Below are 22,958 nucleotides of genomic sequence, written 5' to 3' on the forward strand. Positions count from 1 at the left end.
GATGACTGAGTCCGTACAGCGCGAAAGCGCGGTGTTGGTGCATTTTACGCTGAAGCTGGAAGATGGCTCGACGGCGGAATCGACCCGTGCAAACGGCAAGCCCGCGCTGTTCCGTCTCGGTGATGGCAGCCTCTCTGCGGCACTTGAGCAGGCACTGCTGGGGCTGAAAGCGGGTGAAACTAAACAGTTTACCCTGGAACCGGACGACGCCTTTGGCGGCGTCAGCCCTGACCTGATCCAGTATTTCTCGCGTCGGGACTTTATCGATGCGGGTGAGCCGGAAGTGGGAGCCATCATGCTGTTCAGCGGCATGGGCGGCAGTGAAATGCCTGGCGTGATCCGTGAAATCTCCGGTGACTCTATCACCGTGGATTTCAATCATCCGCTGGCAGGTCGTCGTATTCAGTTTGATGTAGAGGTGCTGGAAATCGATCCCGCACTGGAGGCCAACGATGCAAATCCTGTTAGCTAATCCGCGCGGCTTCTGCGCTGGCGTTGATCGTGCCATCAGTATTGTTGAGCGCGCGCTGGAGATGTATGGCGCGCCAATCTATGTCCGTCACGAAGTGGTGCATAACCGTTACGTGGTAAACAGCCTGCGTGAGCGCGGTGCCATCTTCATTGAAGAGATCAGTGAAGTGCCGGATAACGCGATTCTGATCTTCTCTGCGCACGGTGTTTCTCAGGCAGTGCGTGCCGAAGCCAAAGCGCGCAATCTGACTATGCTGTTTGACGCTACCTGTCCGCTGGTGACCAAGGTGCATATGGAAGTGGCACGCGCCAGCCGTAAAGGCGTTGAGGCAATACTGATTGGTCATGCAGGTCATCCGGAAGTCGAAGGCACCATGGGGCAGTACAACAACCCTAATGGCGGCATGTATCTGGTGGAGTCACCGGAAGATGTCTTCAGACTGACAGTGAAAGACGAAAACAATCTGAGCTTCATGACGCAGACCACGCTCTCTGTGGATGACACCTCTGACATCATTGATGCCCTGCGTCAGCGTTTCCCGGCGATCATCGGGCCGCGTAAAGATGATATCTGCTACGCCACCACCAACCGTCAGGAAGCGGTTCGTACTCTGGCTAAAGATGCGGAAGTGGTGCTGGTGGTGGGGTCGAAGAACTCCTCTAACTCTAACCGTCTGGCTGAGCTGGCTCAGCGTGCCGGTAAGCTGGCGAAGCTGATCGACTCTGCGGATGATATTCAGGAAGAGTGGGTAAAAGGCGTGGCCTGCATCGGCGTCACCGCAGGCGCGTCAGCGCCCGATATTCTGGTGCAGCAGGTGATCCAGCGGCTGCGTGAACTGGGCGGCGAAGCGGCAATTGAGCTGATTGGCCGTGAAGAGAATATTGTCTTCGAAGTGCCCAAAGAGCTGCGTGTCGAAGTGCGTAACGTGCAGTAACTCTGCGATATTACTGATAAAAAGGCCGACTCTGTTCGGCCTTTTTTGTTTTTTGAATCTGACAAAAAAAGTCGTTATTTGCTGCGGTGATTGCTTTTACTGATAATCACGGGCGGCTGGCATAAAATTCTTATTATCACGGATTAATAGTGGCGTGACTGTTAACTCATCGTTAACCTGATGACGCTTTGGATGCATAGTTTTGTTTTAGGAATGAATAAATATGAACACAATCCGCATTGCTATTGTGGGCGCGCCGGGCCGTATGGGCCGTAATCTGATTCAGGCGACGCAGCAGGCAGAAGGCGCAGAACTGGGTGCGGCACTGGCTCGCCCGGGCTCATCGCTGACCGGCAGCGACGCTGGTGAATTAGCGGGCATCGGAAAAAATGGCATCATCATCGCTGACGATTTACGCGCGGTGATTAACGATTTTGATGTGCTGGTCGACTTCACCCGCCCGGAAGGCACGCTGGAGTATATGGCGATCTGCCGTGAGCAGGGCAAAGCGATGGTGATCGGCACCACCGGTTTTGATGAAGCAGGCAAAGCGGCCATTCGGGCCGCGGCAGAAGATATCCCTATTGTGTTCGCCGCTAACTTCAGCGTGGGGGTTAACCTGGTGCTGAAGCTGCTGGAGAAGGCTGCCAAAGTGATGGGGGAGTACGCAGATATTGAGATCGTTGAAGCGCACCACCGCCATAAAGTGGATGCGCCCTCCGGAACCGCGCTGGCGATGGGTGAGGCGATTGCCGATGCGATGCAGTGGAAACTGGATGAGCATGCGGTCTATACGCGTGAGGGCCACACCGGCGAACGCCAGCCGCAGAGCATCGGTTTTGCAACAGTACGCGCGGGCGACATCGTCGGTGAGCATACTGCGATGTTTGCAGATATCGGCGAGCGCGTAGAGATAACCCACAAGGCTTCAAGCCGTATGACCTTTGCAAATGGCGCGGTTAAGTCCGCTTTATGGTTGAAAGATAAGAAATCTGGCCTGTTTGATATGCGGGATGTGCTGGATTTGTCGATGTTGTAAGTGTTGTGAACCATCGTGATGTGGTTGTTTCAATCGATAATCGCTTGATTGAAAAGGGGCAATGTTTTCATTGCCCTTAATTTTACCTTAAATGTGCCTTCCCGATATAAATTTATCTCTGACTTCTGTTTTTGCCTGTTTTCTTCATTTATTTGCTCTGCTGGATGCTATTTTTGACCATTTGGTCAAAAATAAAGGCCGCGCTGCATCTGTTTTGCTTTTACGCTGCCTGGCAAACGATTATTCCACCGAGTTTTCCTCTCTTTTTGCTGCTTATGCCCGTTATTTTCCTCAGAAGGCAGATAAGGGTGAAAAAATCCCGCCGCAGGGTAGACAATGGCCAGGGCGATCATTAGAATGCGCGCAATTTGCCAAAAATCGACAATTCAGGCGGTTTTTGCATTGATTCAGGCGGCTATTTTGAATTAATATGCAGATATTGTGACTGTTTATTCCCTGGAGGATGTTTTGATTAAGTCAGCGCTCTTGGTTCTGGAAGACGGAACCCAATTCCACGGTCGGGCCATCGGGGCAACAGGGTCGGCAGTGGGAGAAGTCGTTTTCAATACCTCAATGACCGGTTATCAAGAAATCCTCACTGATCCTTCCTATTCCCGCCAAATCGTTACTCTCACTTATCCCCATATCGGTAATGTCGGAACCAATGCCGCCGACGAAGAATCCAGCCAGATTCATGCGCAGGGCCTGGTTATCCGTGACCTGCCGCTGATTGCCAGCAACTTCCGTAGTGAAGAGGGCTTATCCGCCTACCTGCAGCGCAACAACATCGTGGCGATTGCCGATATCGACACCCGCAAGCTGACGCGCTTGCTGCGTGAGAAAGGTGCGCAAAACGGCTGCATCATTGCGGGCGATAATCCGGATGCCGCGCTGGCGCTGCAAAAAGCTCAGGCGTTCCCGGGACTGAAAGGGATGGATTTGGCGAAAGAGGTCTGCACCACTGAGACCTACAGCTGGCAGCAGGGCAGCTGGACGCTGGAGGGAGGGCTGCCAGAGCAGGCCGACGCTGAATCACTGCCTTACCATGTGGTGGCTTACGATTACGGTGCCAAGCGCAACATTCTGCGGATGCTGGTCGATCGCGGCTGTCGTCTGACCGTCGTTCCGGCACAGACGCCTGCCGAAGAAGTACTGAAGCTTAATCCGGATGGCATCTTCCTCTCCAACGGTCCTGGCGACCCGGAGCCGTGCGACTACGCTATCAGCGCAATTCAGGCCTTCCTGAAAACAGAGATCCCGGTGTTCGGAATCTGTCTGGGTCATCAGCTGCTGGCGCTGGCCAGCGGGGCTAAGACCGTGAAGATGAAGCTGGGCCATCACGGCGGCAACCATCCGGTGAAAGATCTCGATAACAATCGCGTGATGATCACCGCGCAGAACCACGGTTTTGCGGTCGATGAGAACAATCTTCCCGCTAACCTGCGTGTAACTCACATTTCGTTGTTCGATAAAACCGTGCAGGGCATTCACCGCACTGACAAGCCCGCATTCAGCTTCCAGGGACACCCGGAAGCCAGCCCGGGCCCAGGCGATGCTGCGCCGCTGTTTGACCACTTTATTGAATTGATTGACGCATTCCGTCTGCAAGCGAAGTAATCAGGAGCTAATTCATGCCAAAACGTACAGACCTAAAATCCATCCTGATTCTTGGTGCCGGTCCGATTGTGATCGGCCAGGCCTGCGAATTTGACTATTCCGGTGCGCAGGCGTGTAAAGCGCTGCGTGAAGAGGGTTACCGCGTCATTCTGGTGAACTCCAACCCGGCGACGATCATGACCGACCCGGAAATGGCTGATGCGACTTACATTGAGCCGATTCACTGGGAAGTGGTGCGCAAAATCATCGAAAAAGAGCGCCCGGACGCGGTACTGCCGACCATGGGCGGTCAGACAGCGCTGAACTGTGCGCTGGAGCTGGAACGTCATGGCGTGCTGGAAGAGTTTGGCGTCACCATGATCGGCGCAACGGCTGATGCGATCGACAAAGCAGAAGATCGTCGTCGTTTCGACGTGGCGATGAAAAGCATCGGTCTGGATACCGCGCGCTCCGGCATTGCGCACACCATGGAAGAAGCGCTGGCCGTGGCTGAAGATGTCGGTTTCCCCTGCATTATCCGTCCCTCATTTACTATGGGCGGAACCGGTGGCGGCATCGCCTACAACCGCGAAGAGTTTGAAGAGATTTGCGAACGCGGTCTGGACCTCTCACCGACCAATGAGCTGCTGATTGATGAGTCGCTGATTGGCTGGAAAGAGTATGAGATGGAAGTGGTGCGCGATAAAAACGACAACTGCATCATCGTCTGCTCAATTGAAAACTTCGATGCGATGGGGATCCACACCGGTGACTCCATCACGGTGGCACCTGCCCAGACGCTGACCGACAAAGAGTATCAGATCATGCGTAACGCCTCGCTGGCGGTACTGCGTGAGATCGGTGTTGAAACCGGTGGCTCCAACGTGCAGTTCTCGGTTAATCCGAAAGATGGCCGCCTGATTGTCATTGAGATGAACCCGCGCGTGTCACGCTCCTCGGCGCTGGCCTCCAAAGCGACCGGTTTCCCGATTGCTAAAGTGGCGGCCAAACTGGCGGTCGGCTATACCCTCGACGAGCTGATGAATGATATCACCGGCGGTTTAACGCCTGCCTCGTTCGAGCCTTCCATCGACTACGTTGTCACCAAGATCCCGCGTTTCAACTTCGAAAAATTTGCCGGTGCCAACGATCGCCTGACCACGCAGATGAAGTCGGTCGGGGAAGTGATGGCAATTGGTCGTACTTTCCAGGAATCCATGCAGAAAGCGCTGCGCGGCCTGGAAGTAGGCGCTAACGGCTTCGACCCGAAAGTCCACCTCGACGACCCGGAAGCATTAACCCGCATCCGCCGTGAGCTGAAAGATGCCGGTTCAGACCGCATCTGGTACATCGCGGACGCCTTCCGCGCCGGCATGTCAGTGGATGGCGTGTTCAACCTGACCAATATTGACCGCTGGTTCCTGGTGCAGATCGAAGAGCTGGTGCGGTTGGAAGAGCAGGTTGCCCGTGAAGGGGTTAATAGTCTGGATGAGACGTTCCTGCGCGCCCTGAAGCGTAAAGGCTTTGCTGATGCACGGCTGGCGACACTGGCGGGCGTGGCAGAGAGCGAAATCCGCAAGCTGCGTCAGCAGTTTAACCTGCACCCGGTTTACAAGCGCGTGGATACCTGCGCCGCAGAGTTCGCGACAGACACCGCCTATATGTACTCCACCTATGAGGAGGAGTGCGAAGCTAATCCAAGTCCGGATCGCGAAAAAATCATGATTCTGGGCGGTGGGCCAAACCGTATCGGCCAGGGTATCGAATTCGACTATTGCTGCGTTCACGCCGCCCTGGCGCTGCGTGAAGATGGTTATCAGACCATTATGGTCAACTGTAACCCGGAAACAGTCTCGACCGATTACGACACCTCTGATCGCCTCTACTTCGAGCCGGTCACGCTGGAAGATGTGCTGGAGATTGTGCGCATTGAGCAGCCAAAAGGTGTGATTGTGCAGTATGGCGGTCAGACTCCGCTGAAACTGGCGCGTGCGCTGGAAGCCGCAGGCGTACCGGTCATCGGCACCAGCCCGGATTCCATCGACCGTGCTGAAGACCGTGAACGTTTCCAGCAGGCGGTTGATCGCCTGAACCTGAAGCAACCCGCCAACGCCACGGTGGCCACACTGGAGCAGGCGGTTGAGAAAGCCGCGGGCCTGGGTTATCCGCTGGTGGTGCGTCCTTCTTATGTGCTGGGTGGCCGCGCCATGGAGATCGTCTACGACGAGATCGACCTCAAGCGCTACTTCCAGACGGCGGTCTCGGTTTCCAACGATGCACCGGTGCTGCTGGATCGCTTCCTGGATGATGCGGTCGAAGTGGATGTTGATGCGATTTGCGACGGTGAGCGGGTGCTGATTGGCGGCATCATGGAACACATCGAGCAGGCTGGCGTTCACTCCGGTGACTCCGCCTGTTCACTGCCGGCCTACACCCTGAGTCAGGAGATTCAGAATGTGATGCGCCAGCAGGTTGAGAAGCTGGCGTTTGAGCTGAACGTTCGTGGCCTGATGAACGTCCAGTTCGCGGTGAAAGACAACGAAGTCTACCTGATCGAAGTTAACCCTCGCGCGGCGCGTACCGTGCCGTTCGTCTCTAAAGCGACCGGTGTCCCGCTGGCGAAAGTTGCCGCGCGCGTGATGGCAGGCAAAACGCTGGCAGAGCAGGGCGTCACTGAAGAGGTGATTCCGCCTTACTACTCTGTCAAAGAAGTGGTGCTGCCGTTTAACAAGTTCCAGGGCGTTGACCCGATTCTGGGGCCAGAAATGCGCTCTACCGGTGAAGTCATGGGCGTGGGCCGCACCTTCGCTGAGGCGTTTTCTAAAGCGATGCTGGGCGCACAGAGCAACATGAAGAAGTCGGGCCGTGCGCTGCTGTCGGTGCGTGAAGGCGACAAGAAACGTATTGTCGACCTGGCCGCTAAGCTGCAGAAGTTTGGTTTCGAACTGGATGCGACTCACGGCACGGCGGTCGTGCTGGGCGAAGCGGGCATCAATCCGCGCCTGGTGAACAAGGTGCACGAAGGGCGTCCGCACATTCAGGACCGTCTGAAGAATGGCGAGTATAGCTACATCGTCAATACCACGGCGGGTCGTCAGGCGATTGAAGATTCGAAACTGATTCGCCGTAGTGCCCTGCAGTATAAAGTGCACTACGACACCACGCTGAACGGCGGCTTCGCCACCGCGATGGCACTGAATGCAGACCCGACGGAACAGGTTATCTCCGTTCAGGAGATGCATGCCCAGATCAAGGCGATGTAAGGCGATGTAATGTGAAAAACGGCTCCTGCGGGAGCCGTTTTTTTTGACCATCTTATTGGCGATAATCCGAAAACAGGGTCCATAAAAAGCAAAGAGTTTGCATTAAAGTGACTGATTTGGCTTAATTTTTTAGCTATAGGTGCGAATAAGGCCGGTTCGCACAAATTTATAATATAAACACTTCCTGTGCGGATTTTTCGTCAGTACTATGCCTGCCGCTCATCACTGGAGCGTATCAGGACATAAATAAAAAATGAAAATGCGTACTTTTTCTCTGAGTGCAGTGGCTGCACTGATGGCAATTCTTCCTTTCGCCAGCCAGGCGGAAATTACCCTGTTAAAACAGGATCCGCAGGCAGGCGATCCGCTTAGCCGTCTTAACTTTACTTTTGGCGGCAGCATTCGTGCTCAGTTCAATCATCAGACCGGCGTGGATGATAAATCCTACAAGCGCGACGGTTTTGATGGCGGCACCCGTTTCCGTTTCGGCGCTGACTACTACCTGTTTGATGACGTCAGCTGGATCAGCTACTACGAGCTGGGCGTTAACGTCCCGGCGGTCTTCAGCTGGGATCGTCACTATGCGGACGGTGCCAATAACACCACGCGTCGTCAGCTCTACACCGGTCTGAAAAGCAAAACCTGGGGCCAGCTTACCTTTGGTCAGCAGAACAGCGTCTATTACGATACCGTGGGCGCCAAGACCGATATCTGGGATTACGACATGGTCGGCCAGGCTCCGGGTAACGGGATCAATGGCGACTACGACGGATCTTACCGCTCACGCAAACAGCTGAAGTATAAAAACAGCTTCGGCGATGCGGATCTTTACGCCTCTTATCTGTTCGAAGATAACGAGTATCTGCCAGGCAACGGCCTGCGCTATAAGCGCAAAGGCGGCGGCTCGCTGGGTGTGGACTACCACATCACGGACGATCTGAGCTGGGGCACGGCGTGGAACTACACCCGCGCGGCGATGCGTAACCCGAACAACGGCGACAGCCGCGATTACGATCAGAACATTTACGGCACCGCGCTGAGCTGGACCCCAGGTAACTGGACGTTGTCAGCCGGCGGTGGCTGGTATGAGAACTTCATGACCACCAAACGCAAAGATGTGCATGACTACTTTGCCGGCGACGCGTGGGGCATTGAATATTTCGCCGGTTACAAGATTCCGGTGGGGCAGTATGGTCTGAAAGCGGTACAGCCGTATGTCATGGGCGATCGCATTGAGTATGCGACAGGCCGTGATTATCAGCGCATCGACAACGGTCTGGGTGTGGTGCTGTTCCTCGACTATGGTTTCCGTGTGGATTACGAACATGTGTTTACCTCCAGCACCGATAACCTGGGTGATATGAATCTGGTGCGTCTGCGCTACGACTTCTGATAACCCTGACGGCTCCTCCGGGAGCCGTTTTCTTTTGCGCACGACTTTTGTGCCAGCCTGAGGCCGATCGCTGGCGAGCTGCGGCAAACTGACGTGATTAGGCGGTGAAAAACGCTGCACAGGCCGTGAAAAACGACGTCATGAAAAGCTTTACGCAATTAGACCTTTCCCCCTATCGACGAAAGTTTCACCTTTACGTATCATGGCGCCAATTTTTTTCAGTGAGTGGTTAACATGATTAGTCTTATCGCGGCATTAGCAGCAGATCGCATTATTGGAATGGAGAACGCCATGCCGTGGGACCTGCCTGCAGATCTGGCGTGGTTCAAGCGCCATACGCTGAAGAAACCGGTGATTATGGGCCGACTGACCTTTGAATCTATTGGCCGTCCGTTACCTGGCCGACTGAATATCGTGGTCAGCAGCCAGCCGGGCACCACCGAAGGCGTTACCTGGGTCACTTCGCTGGATGAGGCGTTACAGGCAGCCGGTGACGCTGAAGAGATCATGGTGATTGGCGGTGGCCGCGTCTATGAGCAGATGCTGAAGCGTGCCGATCGTCTCTATCTGACGCACATTGATGCGGAAGTCGAAGGTGATACGCAGTTTCCGGATTACGAGCCGGATGAGTGGCAGTCAACGTTCAGCGAATTCCACGACGCTGACGAGCAAAATTCCCACAGCTACTGCTTTGAGATCCTTGACCGTCGTCGCTAATCCCACCCCTGCCGGGCTGTAACCTGGCTGTCATCTTTATTCATTAGCATTGCTTCTTTTCTGGGATCGACACAAAGGAAGCAATCACTAATGAAAATCGAACTCTCCGCATTAAGCACTGACCGCCTGCCTGATCCACTGCGTCGTAAATTCCTTGCCGGTTCCGGTGCTATCGGCCTGACCGGCTTTCTCAGCGGCGGCCTGACGCTCTCGGGCAGTGCACTGGCGCAGGAGAAGCCTGCGGGCAGCCCACTGCTGGGCTTTCAGGCGATTGCCGCGTCCACGGCCGATGAGATTGTGGTAGCCCCTGGCTATCGCGCCGACGTGTTGATCTCCTGGGGTGATCCGCTGGTGAATGGCGCAGCCGCGTTTGATCCGCAGGGCAACAACAGCGCCGAAGATCAGGAAAAGCAGTTCGGTGACAACAACGACGGTATGAGCTTCTTCGCGATTAATGACCATCGCGGCGTGATGGCGATTAACAATGAATATGTGAATGAGCCAACGCTGTTCGCCCACGGCGGCAGTAAAGCGACCAGCCTGGAAGATGTCAAAAAGTCGCAGGCGGCGCACGGTATCTCCATCGTTGAAGTCAAACGGGGTGAGGACAATCGCTGGCAGGTGGTACGTCCTTCTGACTATAACCGCCGCATTACCGCCAATACCCCGATGCGCTTCTCCGGTCCGGCAGCGGGGGATAAAGCGCTGCAGACTGCCGCCGATCCGCAGGGAATGCATGTCCTGGGCACCTTTGGTAACTGCGCCAACGGCAAAACGCCGTGGGGCACCTATCTCACCTGTGAAGAGAACTACGACACCTACTTTGGCACCCATCAGGCGGACTTTACGCCGACCCCACAGCAGAAGCGCTATACCCTGAATGCCGCTGAGCCGGAGCGCAACTGGGCCGACTTTGATCCCCGCTTCGATATCGCTAAGAATCCCAACGAATTCAACCGTCACGGCTGGATTGTCGAAATCGATCCTTTCGATCCTCACTCCGTGCCGGTAAAGCGGACCGCGCTGGGCCGCTTCAAGCACGAGAATGCCGCCGTGACGGTCGCGAAAACCGGCCAGCTGGTGGTTTATATGGGCGACGACGAGCGCGGCGAGTATATCTATAAATTTGTCTCAGATGACAAGGTCACTCCGGATGATGCTAAAGCCAATCACGGACTGCTTGATAAGGGCACGCTCTATGTGGCGCAGTTCAACGGCGATGCGCAGGGCACGCCGCTTAAAGGCACCGGGCGCTGGCTGGCGCTGAAGTGGGGCGAAAATGGACTCACCGCTGAAAAGGGATTCAATAGCCAGGCAGATGTTTTGATCAATGCGCGTGCCGCGGCAGATGTGGTCAACGCAACGCGAATGGACCGGCCGGAGTGGATTGCGGTTAACCCGCATGACGGCCGTGCCTACTGCACCCTGACCAACAACAACAAGCGCGGAAATGAAGGCATGCCGGTCAATGCAGCGAATCCGCGGCCAAAAAATATCTACGGTCAGATTATTCGCTGGGATGAGAAAGGCGATGCTACCGCGCAGACGTTTGAGTGGGATATCTATGCGCTGTGTGGCAACCCGATAGCGCATCCTGAGGGGATCTATCGTGGCACACCGAACATCACCGCGGAGAATACCTTTAACAGTCCGGATGGGCTGGGGTTTGATGCGCATGGGCGGTTATGGATCCTGACCGACGGCAAATACAGCAACAAAGAGGATTATCAGGGGCAGGGGAATAATCAGATGCTGGTGGGTGATCCTGATAGTGGCGAAATCCGCCGGTTTATGGTCGGTCCAAAATCGTGCGAGCTGACCGGTATTACCTTCACGCCCGATTATAAAACGCTGTTCGTGAATGTGCAGCATCCCGGCGAAGAGGGTGACTCGCACTTCCCGGACAACAGTCCGCGTCCGCGGTCGTCGGTGATTATGATCACCCGTGAAGATGGCGGCATTATCGGCGCATAAAACAGGATGCTGGCCTGATGGCCAGCATCGCCGTTATAGCGTGGGCGGTGCCAGACTGTCGCTGGAGGCCAGTGCTTTTTCGCGATTAGAGGGCTGCACCACATAGCGTTGTGTCTCCCAGTGCAGCAGGGTCAGCGTTCCGCCCCAGCAGCAGCCGGTATCCAGCCCGATAATGCCCTCTGGCGTGCCTTTGCCTTCCAGCGAGGCCCAGTGACCAAAGACGATGGTGTAGTCACGTGCGACCGGCCCCTCAATGTTAAACCAGGGTTTCAGCGGCGGAAGCGCCGATTCCGGGGCATCTTTGCAGATCATGTCCAGCTGGCCGTTAGGGAAGCAGTAGCGCATGCGGGTGAGGGCGTTGGTGCTGAAGCGCAGACGCGCCAGGCCGGTCAGATCTTCACTCCAGTTGTTCGGCATGTCGCCATACATGGCATCCAGGAACAGCGGATAACTGTCGCTGGCGAGAACCGCTTCGACTTCACGCGCGCACTTTTTCGCGGTCTCAATATCCCATTGCGGCGTGATACCGGCGTGTCCCATCACCAGCTTTTTCTCTTCATCAACCTGTAACAGCGGCTGACGACGCAGCCAGTTGATCAGCTCATCCGCATCATCCGCTTCCAGCAACGGGGTCAGGCGATCTTTAGGCTTGTTACGGCTGATGCCGGCGTAGACCGCCAGCAGATGCAAGTCGTGATTGCCCAGCACCAGACGCACCGCGTCGCCCAGCGATTTTACGTAGCGTAAGACTTCCAGTGAGCCAGGACCGCGCGCCACTAAGTCGCCGGTCAGCCACAGGGTATCCTGTTCAGGATTGAAGTCGACCTGTTGCAGCAATGCACGTAATTCATCGTAGCAACCGTGAACGTCGCCAATCAGGTATGTGCTCATAACGTTTTATCCATCAGGAAGGTGCCCGACTTAACGGGCAAAAAGCGTGTGAATCAATGAATGTGGGTCTGAATGGCGAGGCGGAACACCGGGATCTCTACGTGAAAGGTGTCGCCCTGTTCGTCGACCATCACATAGTGCCCCTGCATGGTGCCCATCGGTGTTTCGATCACGGCACCGCTGGTGTACTGAAATTCATTGCCTGGCGCGATAAGCGGCTGTTCACCGACCACGCCTTCACCCTGAACTTCCGTTTCGCGGCCGTTACCGTTGGTAATCAACCAGTAGCGTCCCAGCAGTTGCACTGAGGAACGGCCCAGATTGCGTATCGTAATGGTATAGGCGAAGACGTAGCGATCATCATCCGGTGAGGATTGTGAGGCGACGTACTGGCTTTGCACATGGACGGAGACGCGGGCCGTTTCACTCATGACTTACTCCTGCGGTTTTCCCTGATGATTCGCCAGCCAGTTCGCCAGCTGACAATATTGCGCCACCGAGACGTTCTCGGCACGCAGGGTTGGATCTATGGATAACTCTTCCAGCGCACCGGCGGCCACCATGTGGCTCAGGCTGTTGCGCAGCGTTTTACGACGCTGGCCGAACGCTTCAGTGGTAATACGGCTCAGGATACGCACATCGCTGACCGGATACGGCGGCTCGGCATACGGCACCAGACGCACCACGGCAGAGTCCACTTTCGGTGGTGGCGTGAAAGAGTGCGGAGGCACTTCCAGCACCGGAATGATCTGGCAGTAGTACTGTGCCATCACCGTCAGGCGACCATAAGTCTTGTTACCCGGACCGGCAACCAGACGATTAACCACCTCTTTCTGCAGCATGAAGTGCATATCTTTGATCGAACCAGTATAGCTGAAAAGGTGGAACATCAGCGGGGTCGAAATATTGTACGGCAGGTTACCGAATACCCGCAGCGGCTGGCCTCTCTCCTGCGCCAGCGCGGCGAAGTCGAAGGTCATGGCATCCTGCTGGAAGATAGTCAGTTTCGGGCCAAGGAACGGATGCGTTTCCAGACGCGCAGCGAGATCGCGGTCCAGCTCTATCACCGTTAATTTATCGAGGCGTTCGCCTACCGGCTCGGTTAAGGCACCCAGGCCTGGGCCGATCTCCACCAGCGCTTCGTCGCGCTGAGGATGGATGGCGGAGACAATGCTGTCGATAATGTACTGATCGTTCAGGAAGTTCTGCCCGAAACGTTTACGGGCGTAGTGCCCCTGATGGACGCGATTATTCATTACTGCTCTTGATCATAGTGATGGCGAGGTTAAGCGCCGTGATGAAGCTGCCCGGTTCAGCCTGACCCAGGCCAGCGAGTTCAAGCGCGGTGCCGTGGTCAACTGAAGTCCGGATAAAGGGCAGGCCCAGGGTGATATTTACCGCCCGGCCAAACCCCTGAAATTTGAGTACCGGCAGGCCCTGGTCGTGATACATCGCCAGCACCGCATCGGCGTATTGCAGATATTTGGGCTGGAAAAGGGTATCCGCAGGCAGCGGGCCGGTCAGATTAATGCCCTGCTGACGCAGTTCATTGAGTGCCGGCGTGATGGTCTCGATCTCTTCCCGACCCATGTGACCGCTTTCGCCGGCATGAGGGTTAAGACCACAGACGTAAATATGCGGCTCGGCAATCGCAAACTTCTGCTGCAGATCACGATGCAGAATCGTAATCACTTCATGCAGACATTCACGGGTTACCGCAGCGGGCACATCTTTCAGCGGCAGATGGGTGGTGGCCAGTGCGACTCGTAGTTCTTCTGTCGCCAGCATCATGACCACCCGATGGCCGCCTGCGCGATCGGCGAAGAATTCGGTATGGCCGGTAAAGGCGATGCCGGCATCGTTAATCACGCCTTTATGCACCGGGCCGGTAATCAGGGCAGCGAATTCACCGTCGAGACAACCGTCGCAGGCGCGCGTCAGCGTGGCCAGCACATAGTCGCTGTTGGCGACGCAAAGCTCGCCGGGTGTGACCGGCGCTGCCGTTTCAATTGGCAGGATAGTCAGTGTACCCGCCTGCTGTGGCTCGGCTGCCACGCCAGGCTGGTAGGGCCGCAGCGTCAGCGGCAGACCGAGTTGCGCCGCACGCTGCTGCAACAGGGCAGGCGAGGCGCAGACCACCAGTTCAACCGGCCACGACTGCTGGGCCAGCTGAACGGTAAGATCGGGACCAATCCCGGCAGGTTCGCCGGGCGTGATCACCACACGGGCATTACTGCGCATTGCCATCCAGAATCTTCACGTAGGCACTGGCACGTTGTTCCTGCATCCAGGTCTGCGCTTCTTCCGCGAACTTACGGTTAAACAGCATACGGTAAGCACGCTCTTTCTGGGCCGCATCGGTTTTATCTACCTGACGGGTATCCAGCAACTGAATCAGATGCCAGCCGAAAGAGGAGTGAACCGGCTGGCTGGTCTGGCCTTTCTGCAGGCGCAGCAGCGCGTCACGGAACGCCGGATCAAAGACTTCCGGAGAGGTCCAGCCGAGGTCGCCGCCCTGGTTCGCCGAACCCGGATCGTCAGAGTACTGTTTAGCCGCCGCCGCAAAGGTGGTTTTGCCACTGCGGATATCGTTAGCAATCTGCTCCAGCTGCGCGCGTGCCTGATCGTCTGTCAGGATCGGCGATGGCTTCAGCAGAATGTGACGCGAATGGACTTCGGTGACCGAGACATTTTTGCTCTCGCCACGCAGGTCGTTCACTTTCAGGATGTGGAAGCCCACACCAGAGCGCACCGGCCCGACGATATCGCCTTTTTTGGCGCTTGAGAGTGCCTGAGCAAACAGGGTCGGTAACTCTTCGATTTTACCCCAGCCCATGTTGCCGCCTTTCAGCGCCTGGGAGTCGGCAGAGTAGGTCACGGCCATCTTGCCGAAGTCAGCACCATTTTTCAGTTCGCCAACCAGCTGTTTCGCCAGCGTTTCCTGCTCATCAACCTGCTGTTGCGTCGGGTTTTCCGGCAGCGGCAGCAGAATATGACTGACGTTCAGTTCAGTACCCTGGCTGTTCTGAGAGCCGATCTGGGTAGCAAGCGTATCCACTTCCTGCGGCAGAATCGTGACACGACGACGCACTTCGTTGTTGCGCACTTCGGCGATAGTCATCTCTTTGCGGATCTGAGAACGATACACGCTGTAGTTCATGCCGTCATAAGCCAGACGGCTACGCAGCTGATCAAGGCTCATCTTGTTCTGCGCAGCGATGTTCTGAATAGCCTGGTCCAGCTGCTCGTCGCTGATCTGAATTCCCGCTTTATCACCCATCTGCAGAATGATGTTGTCCATGATCTGACGTTCCAGAATCTGATGGCGCAACGTTTTATCATCCGGCAACTGCTGACCAGCCTGCTGGGCCTGAGATTTAACGGTGCTCATCATGCCATCCACGTCACTCTCAAGAACCACGCCGTTATTGACCACGGCTGCAACTTTATCAACGACTTGTGGTGCTGCGAACGCGGTGTTGGCACTGATTGCCACACCAAGAATCAGCATTCTCCAGTTCTTCATACTTTATCCATTGTTGGTTCCGCACTGCGGGATTGCCTGTCAAACATCACAACATCAGAAAGCAGGCTGGTAAGGGATAATGCCCTGACGCAGCATATCGTTGGTGCCTAAGCCATAGTTCGGACTCAGACCACGCAGCTCAATGTTGAATGAGATTTGGTTGTCGTACTTACTGTCGTTGTTTTCCCAACCGTTAATTTTGCGTTCGTAACCGACCCGGATAGCGTAACAGCATGAGCTGTATTGCAGGCCAACCAGTTGTGAAGCCGGACGCGTGTTGCGGGTATCGTAGTAGTAAGCGCCTACCACAGACCATGCGTCGGCAATCGGCCAGCTGGCCGTAGTACCTACCTGTGAAATCCCATTTTTGTAGATAGGATTTGTGACCAGGCTGCTATCGTTCAGCGCGGTCGCAACATACTCCGGGCTGCTGTAACGGTAGCTCAGCTGCACCATGCGGTCGGCATCACGACGGTATTCCAGTACGGTATTGCCCTGGGAGACGTTGTCGAGTTTGGTGTCATATTGCAGCCCACCACGGACGCCCCAGCGATCGCTGATTTTCCAGTATGTATCGCCAGCCCAGATCAGGCTGCCGGTATCATCTTCTTTACTGGTTTGATTCACACCAGTACGAGAAGGGGTAAACGAGTAGATTTGACCTACAGAAACGTTAAAACGTTCAACCAGATCGTTATCATAAATACGCGAGGTGACGCCGGTAGCCACTTCATTGGCGGAAGCGATGCGATCCAGGCCGCTATAAGTACGATCGCGGAACAGACCGGTGTAGTCGGTTTGCAGCAACGTTGAGTCGTACGGATAGATATTGCTCTGATTACGATACGGGATATAAAGGTACTGCACGCGCGGTTCCAGCGTCTGGGTATAACCCACCGCCGAGTTCATATCGCGGTCAAACACCAGACGACCATCAACTTTAAATTGCGGCAGGGTGCGGTTGACTGACTCATCCAGTTCGCCGCTCTTATCACCCCTGAGACCATTGGCTGCGTTGTTATAGAAATCAACGTCAGTCTGCTGATAGTGGGTCGCCAGGAACTTCGCTTCGGTATCCAGGCTGGCCCAGCCGTTTGACAGCGGCAGGTTCAGCGTTGGCTCAACATGTAAACGGGTCGCTTCGGGATAGCGGCTGCTGACGTTGGTGAACTTCACCGCCTGGGCATAAACCCGGCCATCAAACGGGCCGATATCGTTCTGATAGAGATTGACGTCCAGCTGCGGCATGGCGCGGTAGACGTTATTGCTGGTGGTATCGCCGAACACCTGGAAATCTTTGGTGGAGAGCGTGGCATCCCAGTTGGTGTCCGCATAGCCGATGCTGAATTTCTGCGTGGCGTAGTTGTCGGTCGAGCTGTAGTACTTCGAGTCGAGATCGTTGAAGTAGTACTTATCGCTGACCTTGGTGTAGTCCGCGTTGAAACGCCAGTTCTGGTCATAGACACCGGCATGACGCCAGTAGAACAGCCAGCGATCGGAGCTGTCATTTTCGGCGATGCCACGCACCGCTTTGTCGTTATCGTACTGTTTGTCCGAGCCGAGGTAGTCGAATTCAACCAGACCTGCACCCAGCGTGGTCAGATAACGGAATTCGTTTTCAAACTGCATGCCGCGCTTACTCATGTAGTGCGGCGTAATGGTCGCATCGGCCTGCGGCGCGATGTTCCAGTAATAGGGCAGCGTGAACTCAAAGCCATTGTTGCTGCCATATTTTGCATTCGGGATCAGGAAACCGGAGCGGCGACGATCGCCAATCGGTAACTGCAGATAGGGGCTGTAGAACACCGGAACGGAACCGATCTTAAAGCGGGCGTTCCAGATCTCCGCTACTTCCTCTTCGCGATCCTGGATTACCTCTGAACCCACCACGCTCCAGCTGTTGGAGCCGGGCAGACAGGAGGTAAAGGTGCCGTTTTCCAGAATGGTGTAGCGGTTATCGCCGCGCAGCTTCATCTGATCTGCGACGCCGCGTCCCTGACGATCTACCATCTGGTACTGACCATTCCAGACGTTGGTATCTTTGCTGTTGAGGTTTGACCAGGCTTTCGGACCTTTCAGGATGACCTGATTGTCATCGTAGTGCACATTACCCAGCGCATCGACGGTACGTACGGGCGCGGTCTGGCCTTCCTGCTGACGCTGATGAAGCTGGACTTCATCCGCCTGCATACGGCTGTTGCCCTGCTCAATATTCACATTACCGGTGAATACCGCATCGTTGGGATAGTTCCCTTTGGCGGCGTCGGAGTGAATGGTGACGGGCATCTGATTCGTATCGCCATTCACCAGCGGGCGGTTATAACTCGGCACGCCTAACATACACTGCGACATCAAATCGTCGGCAAAGGCTTGCTGGCTAATGGCTGCGCCGATCAGTGTGGCCAGCAGGGTAGGTATATGTTTTTTCATACGCGGTATCGAGAATTCCATGAAAACTGGCATCATGCCGACAATCGGGTCAGAGACTAACTTACTGCCCGGCGTTGCGCCAGTGTTAATCCTGGTCAGTCAGCGTTGCCGTTAGGCGCTGAGATAAATGACAGGTATGATAATGCAATTTTCAGCCGCAAGCATGGCGAATTGAGGAGTTTATGCGCTACTGGGGAAAAGTTGTGGGTCTGGCGGTGGGATTACTTTCCGGCGCAGGCTTTTGGGGTATTGTGATCGGTTTGATCATTGGCCATATGATTGACAAAGTACGCGGCGCGCAAGGCAAGGCTTACTTCTCAAATAATCAGACCCGACAGACGCTGTTTTTCAGCACCACCTTTCAGGTGATGGGCCATCTGACCAAGTCAAAAGGGCGCGTCACGGAAGCGGATATTCAGATTGCTTCGCTGTTAATGGAGCGGATGCAGCTGCACGGTGACTCTCGCACGGCTGCCCAGCGCGCGTTCCGCGAAGGCAAGCAGGCGGATTATCCGTTACGCAGCAAACTGCGTGAACTGCGCAGCGCCTGTTTTGGCCGGTTTGATCTGATTCGGATGTTCCTGGAGATCCAGATTCAGGCCGCCTTTGCCGACGGTTCACTGCATCCCAATGAGCGACAGGTGCTCTATGTGATTGCCGAAGAGTTGGGCATTTCGCGCGGTCAGTTCGATCAGTTCCTGCGCATGATGGAAGGTGGCCAGCAGTTTGGCGGTGGTCAGCGCAGTTCAGGCGGTTTTCAGCAGGCGCAACGCGGGCCAACGCTGGAAGATGCCTGTAGCGTGCTGGGTGTGAAGAGTAGCGATGACGCCACCACCATCAAACGCGCCTACCGCAAACTCATGAGCGAACATCATCCTGACAAGCTGGTAGCGAAAGGGTTACCACCAGAGATGATGGAGATGGCGAAGCAGAAAGCGCAGGAAATTCAGGCGGCGTACGATCTGATTCGCAAAGAGAAAGGCTTTAAGTAAATACCATGTTCCGTGGCCGCTTCTGCAACAGAGGAGGCCACGGTGACTGACTGGCGAGCAGTAAACCTTAAAAATCGGCGGGCTGACGAAACGTCATGGCATTACCAAATGCCGGATGGGTAATGGTCAGTGACTCCGCATGCAGCAGTAAACGGGGCGCCATCGCTTTGGCCTCCGGATGCGCATAAAAGTTATCCCCCAGAATCGGATGGCCCAGCGACAGCATATGCACCCGCAGCTGGTGTGAGCGGCCGGTAATCGGTTTCAGCGAAACACGCGCACTGTTATCCGCACGATATTCCAGCACCTGATATTCCGTCTGCGCGGCTTTGCCGGTCTCGAAGCAGACCATCTGCTTCGGACGATTTGGCCAGTCGCAAATCAGCGGCAGATCAACCAATCCCTCTTCCTTCGCCGGATGACCCCAGATGCAGGCCACGTAAGTCTTGGAAGGCTCCCGCTCACGGAACTGTCGTTTCAGCTCGCGCTCAGCAGCCTTAGTCAGCGCCACGACCATTACGCCGCTGGTCGCCATATCCAGTCGGTGGACAGATTCAGCCTGCGGGAAATCACGCTGAACCCGCGTCATCACGCTATCTTTATGTTCGTCCAGCCGACCGGGTACCGAGAGCAGACCGCTGGGTTTGTTCACCACCATGATGTGCGCATCCTGATAAAGGATGTGCAGCCAGGGTTCACGCGGTGGATTGTAAGGTTCCATGGGGCTTTCCAAAAATAAGGGGCCATGCGGCCCCTGAGCTTACTGGTGTGTCACCACAATCAGGCGCAGTGCGTCGAGACGCCAGTTGGCCTGATCGAGACTTTCCAGCACCTGTTCACGGTTGCTTTCCAGCGCCTCGACTTCATCGTCACGGATGTTCGGGTTCACCGCTTTCAGCGCGTTGAGACGGGAGAGTTCTGCGCCCAGCTTCTCGTTCGCTTCGGCACGCGCTGCATCAATCACCGCACGCGCTTCGCTGACCACACTCTCTTCGCCCTGGGTCAGAATCGCATGCACATCCTGCTGCACCGCATTCACCAGTTTACTGGCGGTATGACGGTTAACCGCATTCAGCTGACGGTTAAAACTTTCGAACTCCACTTTGTCCGCCAGGTTAGTGCCTTTGGTATCCATCAGCAGACGGATTGGCGTTGGCGGCAGGAACCGGGTCAGTTGCAGATGCTTCGGTGCCTGCGCTTCAACCACATAGATCAGCTCGACCAGCAGCGTCCCCACCGGCAGCGCCTTGTTCTTCAGCAGTGACAGTGCGCTGCTGCCGGTATCGCCCGACAGAATCAGATCCAGACCGTTGCGGATCAGCGGATGTTCCCAGGTAATGAACTGGGTATCTTCGCGTGACAGCGCCTGATCGCGGTTAAAGGTGATAGTGCAGCCATCTTCTGGCAGGCCAGGGAAATCGGGCACCAGCATGTGGTCGGAAGGGGTCAGCACAATCAGGTTATCGCTGCGATCTTCCTGATTGATACCAACGATATCAAACAGGTTAAGCGCGAAGTTCACCAGGCCGGTGTCGTTATCCTGCTCGCTGATGGCATTGGCCAGCAGCTGAGCCGATTCGCCGCCGTTGGAGTTCAGCTCCAGCAGGCGATCGCGACCCTGTTCCAGCTGCAGTTTCAGCGCGTCATGCTGTTTACGGCAGTCGGTGATAAACGCATCAAAACCTTCGCTGTTTTCCGGCGCGGCCAGATAGCCGATCAGTTGCGAATGGACGCTGTCATAGATTGTCCGGCCGGTCGGGCAGGTGTGTTCAAACGCGTCCAGCCCTTCGTGATACCAGCGCAGCAGCACCGCCTGTGCGGTCTGCTCCAGCCACGGTACCAGAATCTGAATGTCGTGCGCCTGACCGATACGATCCAGACGACCGATACGCTGCTCCAGCAGGTCCGGGTTAAACGGCAGGTCGAACATCACCAGACGGCTGGCAAACTGGAAGTTACGGCCTTCAGAACCGATCTCGGAGCACAACAGCACCTGCGCGCCATTCTCTTCCGAGGCGAACCAGGCGGCAGCACGGTCACGTTCAATGATCGACAGACCTTCGTGGAACACCGCTGCGCGGATACCTTCGCGCTCGCGCAGTACCTGCTCCAGCTGCAGCGCGGTGGCCGCTTTGGCGCAGATCACCAGCACTTTCTCTTTGCGGTTGGTGGTGAGATAGCCCATCAGCCATTCCACGCGCGGATCGAAGTTCCACCAGGTACCGCTGTCGCCTTCAAATTCCTGATAAATCTGTTCCGGATAGAGCAGGTCACGCGCCCGCTCTTCTGCACTTTTGCGCGCGCCCATAATGCCGGAGACTTTAATCGCCGTCTGATACTGCGCAGGCAGCGGCAGGCGGATCTGGTGCAGTTCGCGTTTCGGGAAGCCTTTAACCCCGTTACGGGTATTACGGAACAGCACGCGGCTGGTGCCGTGGCGGTCCATCAGCATGGAGATCAGCTCCTGACGCGCCTCCAGCTTGCCGTCACGGTCGCTGTTGGCGACCTGCAGCAGTGGCTCAATATCCTGCTCGCCGACCAGATCGTTGATCCGGTTCATCTCCTCCTGGGAGATCGCTTTATCGGCCAGCAGCGCGGTGACGGCATCGGCAATCGGACGGAAATGCTGCTGCTCTTCAACAAAGGCGGCAAAGTCATGGAAACGATTAGGGTCGAGCAGACGCAGACGGGCGAAGTGACTCTCCATGCCCAGCTGCTCCGGCGTTGCGGTCAGCAGCAGAACCCCGGCGGTTTTCTCAGCCAGCTGTTCGATAACCTGATATTCACGGCTGGGCTCGCCTTCTGACCAGGCCAGATGGTGCGCTTCATCGACCACCAGCAGATCCCATTCGGCATCGGCCAGCATCTCAAGACGCTGCTTGTTACGGCGCACGAAGTCCAGTGAGCAGATAATCAGCTGCTCTGTTTCAAACGGGTTATCGCTGTCGTGCTGCGCTTCGGTATAGCGGTCGTCATCAAACAACGCAAAGCGCAGGTTGAAGCGGCGCAGCATCTCGACCAGCCACTGATGCTGTAAAGTTTCAGGTACCACAATCAGGATGCGGTCGGCACGGCCAGCCAGCAGCTGCTGCTGGATGATCATCCCGGCTTCAATAGTTTTACCCAGGCCAACTTCATCGGCCAGCAGGACGCGCGGCGCATGGCGACGGCCGACATCGTGGGCGATATGCAGCTGGTGAGGGATCAGGTTGGTGCGCATGCCGCGTAAGCCGCTGATTGGCAGGCGATATTGCTCACTCTGGTATTTACGGGCGCGGAAGCGCAGGGCAAAACGATCCATCCGGTCGAGCTGGCCGGCAAACAGGCGATCCTGCGGCTTACTGAACACCAGCTTGCTGTCGAGCATGACTTCGCGCAGCATCACTTCGCTCTCTTCGGTATCCAGACGGGTACCGATATAGGTCATCAGGTCATTTTCGTTGCGTACTTCATCGACGCGCATCTGCCAGCCTTCGTGGCTGGTGATGGTATCACCCGGATTAAAGATGACGCGGGTAACTGGCGAATCGTTGCGGGCGTAGAGGCGGTTTTCCCCCGTGGCCGGAAACAGCAGGGTGATCATGCGGGTATCGATCGCCACCACGGTGCCCAGTCCCAGTTCACTTTCCGTATCACTAATCCAGCGCTGACCTAATGTAAAAACCATATATTTTTTGCTCGAATTTTAACGTTTTTAGAGGTGTTCCCAAAGCTCAGGCAATAGCGTTACC

The 22,958-nt window shown here is 55.8% G+C and carries 18 protein-coding genes; 10 read left to right on the forward strand and 8 right to left on the reverse strand.

Annotation, left to right across the window (positions count from 1 at the left end; all coding sequences use genetic code 11):
* Position 1 precedes the first annotated feature (1 nt).
* The 9 genes from fkpB (at position 2) to PAG01S_RS17450 (ending at position 11,388) form a co-directional block, all read left to right on the forward strand.
* A complete protein-coding gene (gene fkpB / locus PAG01S_RS17415) occupies positions 2-472 on the forward strand; it encodes an FKBP-type peptidyl-prolyl cis-trans isomerase (RefSeq protein WP_010253720.1) in 471 nt (156 codons plus the stop codon).
* Positions 453-1,406, forward strand: coding sequence for a 4-hydroxy-3-methylbut-2-enyl diphosphate reductase (gene ispH, locus PAG01S_RS17420; RefSeq protein WP_010253724.1), 954 nt, complete (start codon positions 453-455; stop codon positions 1,404-1,406). The genes fkpB and ispH overlap by 20 nt, the downstream gene beginning before the upstream one ends.
* A gap of 223 nt (positions 1,407-1,629) precedes the next feature.
* Positions 1,630-2,445, forward strand: a complete 816-nt coding sequence (gene dapB / locus PAG01S_RS17425; protein WP_010253726.1) for a 4-hydroxy-tetrahydrodipicolinate reductase — start codon at positions 1,630-1,632, stop codon at positions 2,443-2,445.
* Between the two features lie 91 nt (positions 2,446-2,536).
* Positions 2,537-2,851 carry a hypothetical protein gene (locus tag PAG01S_RS22300; RefSeq protein ID WP_140417629.1) on the forward strand — a complete coding sequence of 105 codons (315 nt, stop codon included), beginning with the start codon at positions 2,537-2,539 and terminating at the stop codon, positions 2,849-2,851.
* A 62-nt stretch (positions 2,852-2,913) separates the two neighbouring features.
* On the forward strand, positions 2,914-4,062 hold the full coding sequence (carA, locus tag PAG01S_RS17430) for a glutamine-hydrolyzing carbamoyl-phosphate synthase small subunit (protein ID WP_010253731.1): 1,149 nt from the start codon (positions 2,914-2,916) through the stop codon (positions 4,060-4,062).
* A gap of 14 nt (positions 4,063-4,076) precedes the next feature.
* Positions 4,077-7,304 (forward strand): carbamoyl-phosphate synthase large subunit, encoded by a 3,228-nt coding sequence (gene carB / locus PAG01S_RS17435; protein ID WP_010253739.1) that lies wholly within the window; start codon positions 4,077-4,079, stop codon positions 7,302-7,304.
* Positions 7,305-7,557: 253 nt separating this feature from the next.
* Positions 7,558-8,697, forward strand: a complete 1,140-nt coding sequence (locus PAG01S_RS17440; protein ID WP_010253747.1) for a porin — start codon at positions 7,558-7,560, stop codon at positions 8,695-8,697.
* Positions 8,698-8,931: 234 nt separating this feature from the next.
* Positions 8,932-9,414 carry a type 3 dihydrofolate reductase gene (gene folA, locus PAG01S_RS17445; protein WP_010253752.1) on the forward strand — a complete coding sequence of 161 codons (483 nt, stop codon included), beginning with the start codon at positions 8,932-8,934 and terminating at the stop codon, positions 9,412-9,414.
* Between the two features lie 90 nt (positions 9,415-9,504).
* Positions 9,505-11,388, forward strand: coding sequence for a PhoX family protein (locus PAG01S_RS17450; RefSeq protein WP_062759478.1), 1,884 nt, complete (start codon positions 9,505-9,507; stop codon positions 11,386-11,388).
* A gap of 33 nt (positions 11,389-11,421) precedes the next feature.
* Here the strand turns inward: PAG01S_RS17450 and apaH are convergent, their stop codons facing one another.
* From apaH to lptD, 6 genes are read right to left on the reverse strand one after another with little or no spacing between them, the layout of a single operon-like run.
* Positions 11,422-12,279: a bis(5'-nucleosyl)-tetraphosphatase (symmetrical) ApaH gene (apaH, locus tag PAG01S_RS17455; protein WP_010253765.1), complete on the reverse strand. Its 858-nt coding sequence runs from the start codon at positions 12,277-12,279 to the stop codon at positions 11,422-11,424.
* A gap of 53 nt (positions 12,280-12,332) precedes the next feature.
* On the reverse strand, positions 12,333-12,710 hold the full coding sequence (apaG, locus tag PAG01S_RS17460; protein ID WP_003854807.1) for a Co2+/Mg2+ efflux facilitator ApaG/CorD: 378 nt from the start codon (positions 12,708-12,710) through the stop codon (positions 12,333-12,335).
* 3 nt (positions 12,711-12,713) lie between these two features.
* The gene (rsmA, locus tag PAG01S_RS17465; protein ID WP_062759479.1) at positions 12,714-13,535 is read right to left on the reverse strand and encodes a 16S rRNA (adenine(1518)-N(6)/adenine(1519)-N(6))-dimethyltransferase RsmA; all 822 of its coding nucleotides are present in this window, start codon (positions 13,533-13,535) and stop codon (positions 12,714-12,716) included.
* Entirely contained in the window at positions 13,528-14,520 is a 993-nt protein-coding gene (gene pdxA, locus PAG01S_RS17470) for a 4-hydroxythreonine-4-phosphate dehydrogenase PdxA (RefSeq protein WP_010671813.1), read from the reverse strand. Before pdxA ends, rsmA begins: the two co-directional genes overlap by 8 nt.
* On the reverse strand, positions 14,510-15,805 hold the full coding sequence (gene surA, locus PAG01S_RS17475; RefSeq protein WP_010253800.1) for a peptidylprolyl isomerase SurA: 1,296 nt from the start codon (positions 15,803-15,805) through the stop codon (positions 14,510-14,512). Before surA ends, pdxA begins: the two co-directional genes overlap by 11 nt.
* 54 nt (positions 15,806-15,859) lie before the next feature.
* Entirely contained in the window at positions 15,860-18,235 is a 2,376-nt protein-coding gene (gene lptD / locus PAG01S_RS17480) for an LPS assembly protein LptD (protein WP_010671814.1), read from the reverse strand.
* A 182-nt stretch (positions 18,236-18,417) separates the two neighbouring features.
* Between lptD and djlA the strand changes: the two genes are divergently transcribed.
* On the forward strand, positions 18,418-19,227 hold the full coding sequence (gene djlA, locus PAG01S_RS17485; protein ID WP_010253811.1) for a co-chaperone DjlA: 810 nt from the start codon (positions 18,418-18,420) through the stop codon (positions 19,225-19,227).
* Positions 19,228-19,294: 67 nt separating this feature from the next.
* On the opposite strand, the gene rluA is transcribed toward djlA, so the two are convergent.
* Both rluA and rapA read right to left on the reverse strand, forming a co-directional pair.
* A complete protein-coding gene (gene rluA / locus PAG01S_RS17490; protein WP_062759480.1) occupies positions 19,295-19,948 on the reverse strand; it encodes a bifunctional tRNA pseudouridine(32) synthase/23S rRNA pseudouridine(746) synthase RluA in 654 nt (217 codons plus the stop codon).
* Positions 19,949-19,987: 39 nt separating this feature from the next.
* Positions 19,988-22,894 (reverse strand): RNA polymerase-associated protein RapA, encoded by a 2,907-nt coding sequence (rapA, locus tag PAG01S_RS17495; protein WP_062759481.1) that lies wholly within the window; start codon positions 22,892-22,894, stop codon positions 19,988-19,990.
* Positions 22,895-22,958: the final 64 nt, after the last annotated feature.

It is taken from the genome of Pantoea agglomerans NBRC 102470, assembly GCF_001598475.1.
GTDB lineage: Bacteria > Pseudomonadota > Gammaproteobacteria > Enterobacterales > Enterobacteriaceae > Pantoea > Pantoea agglomerans.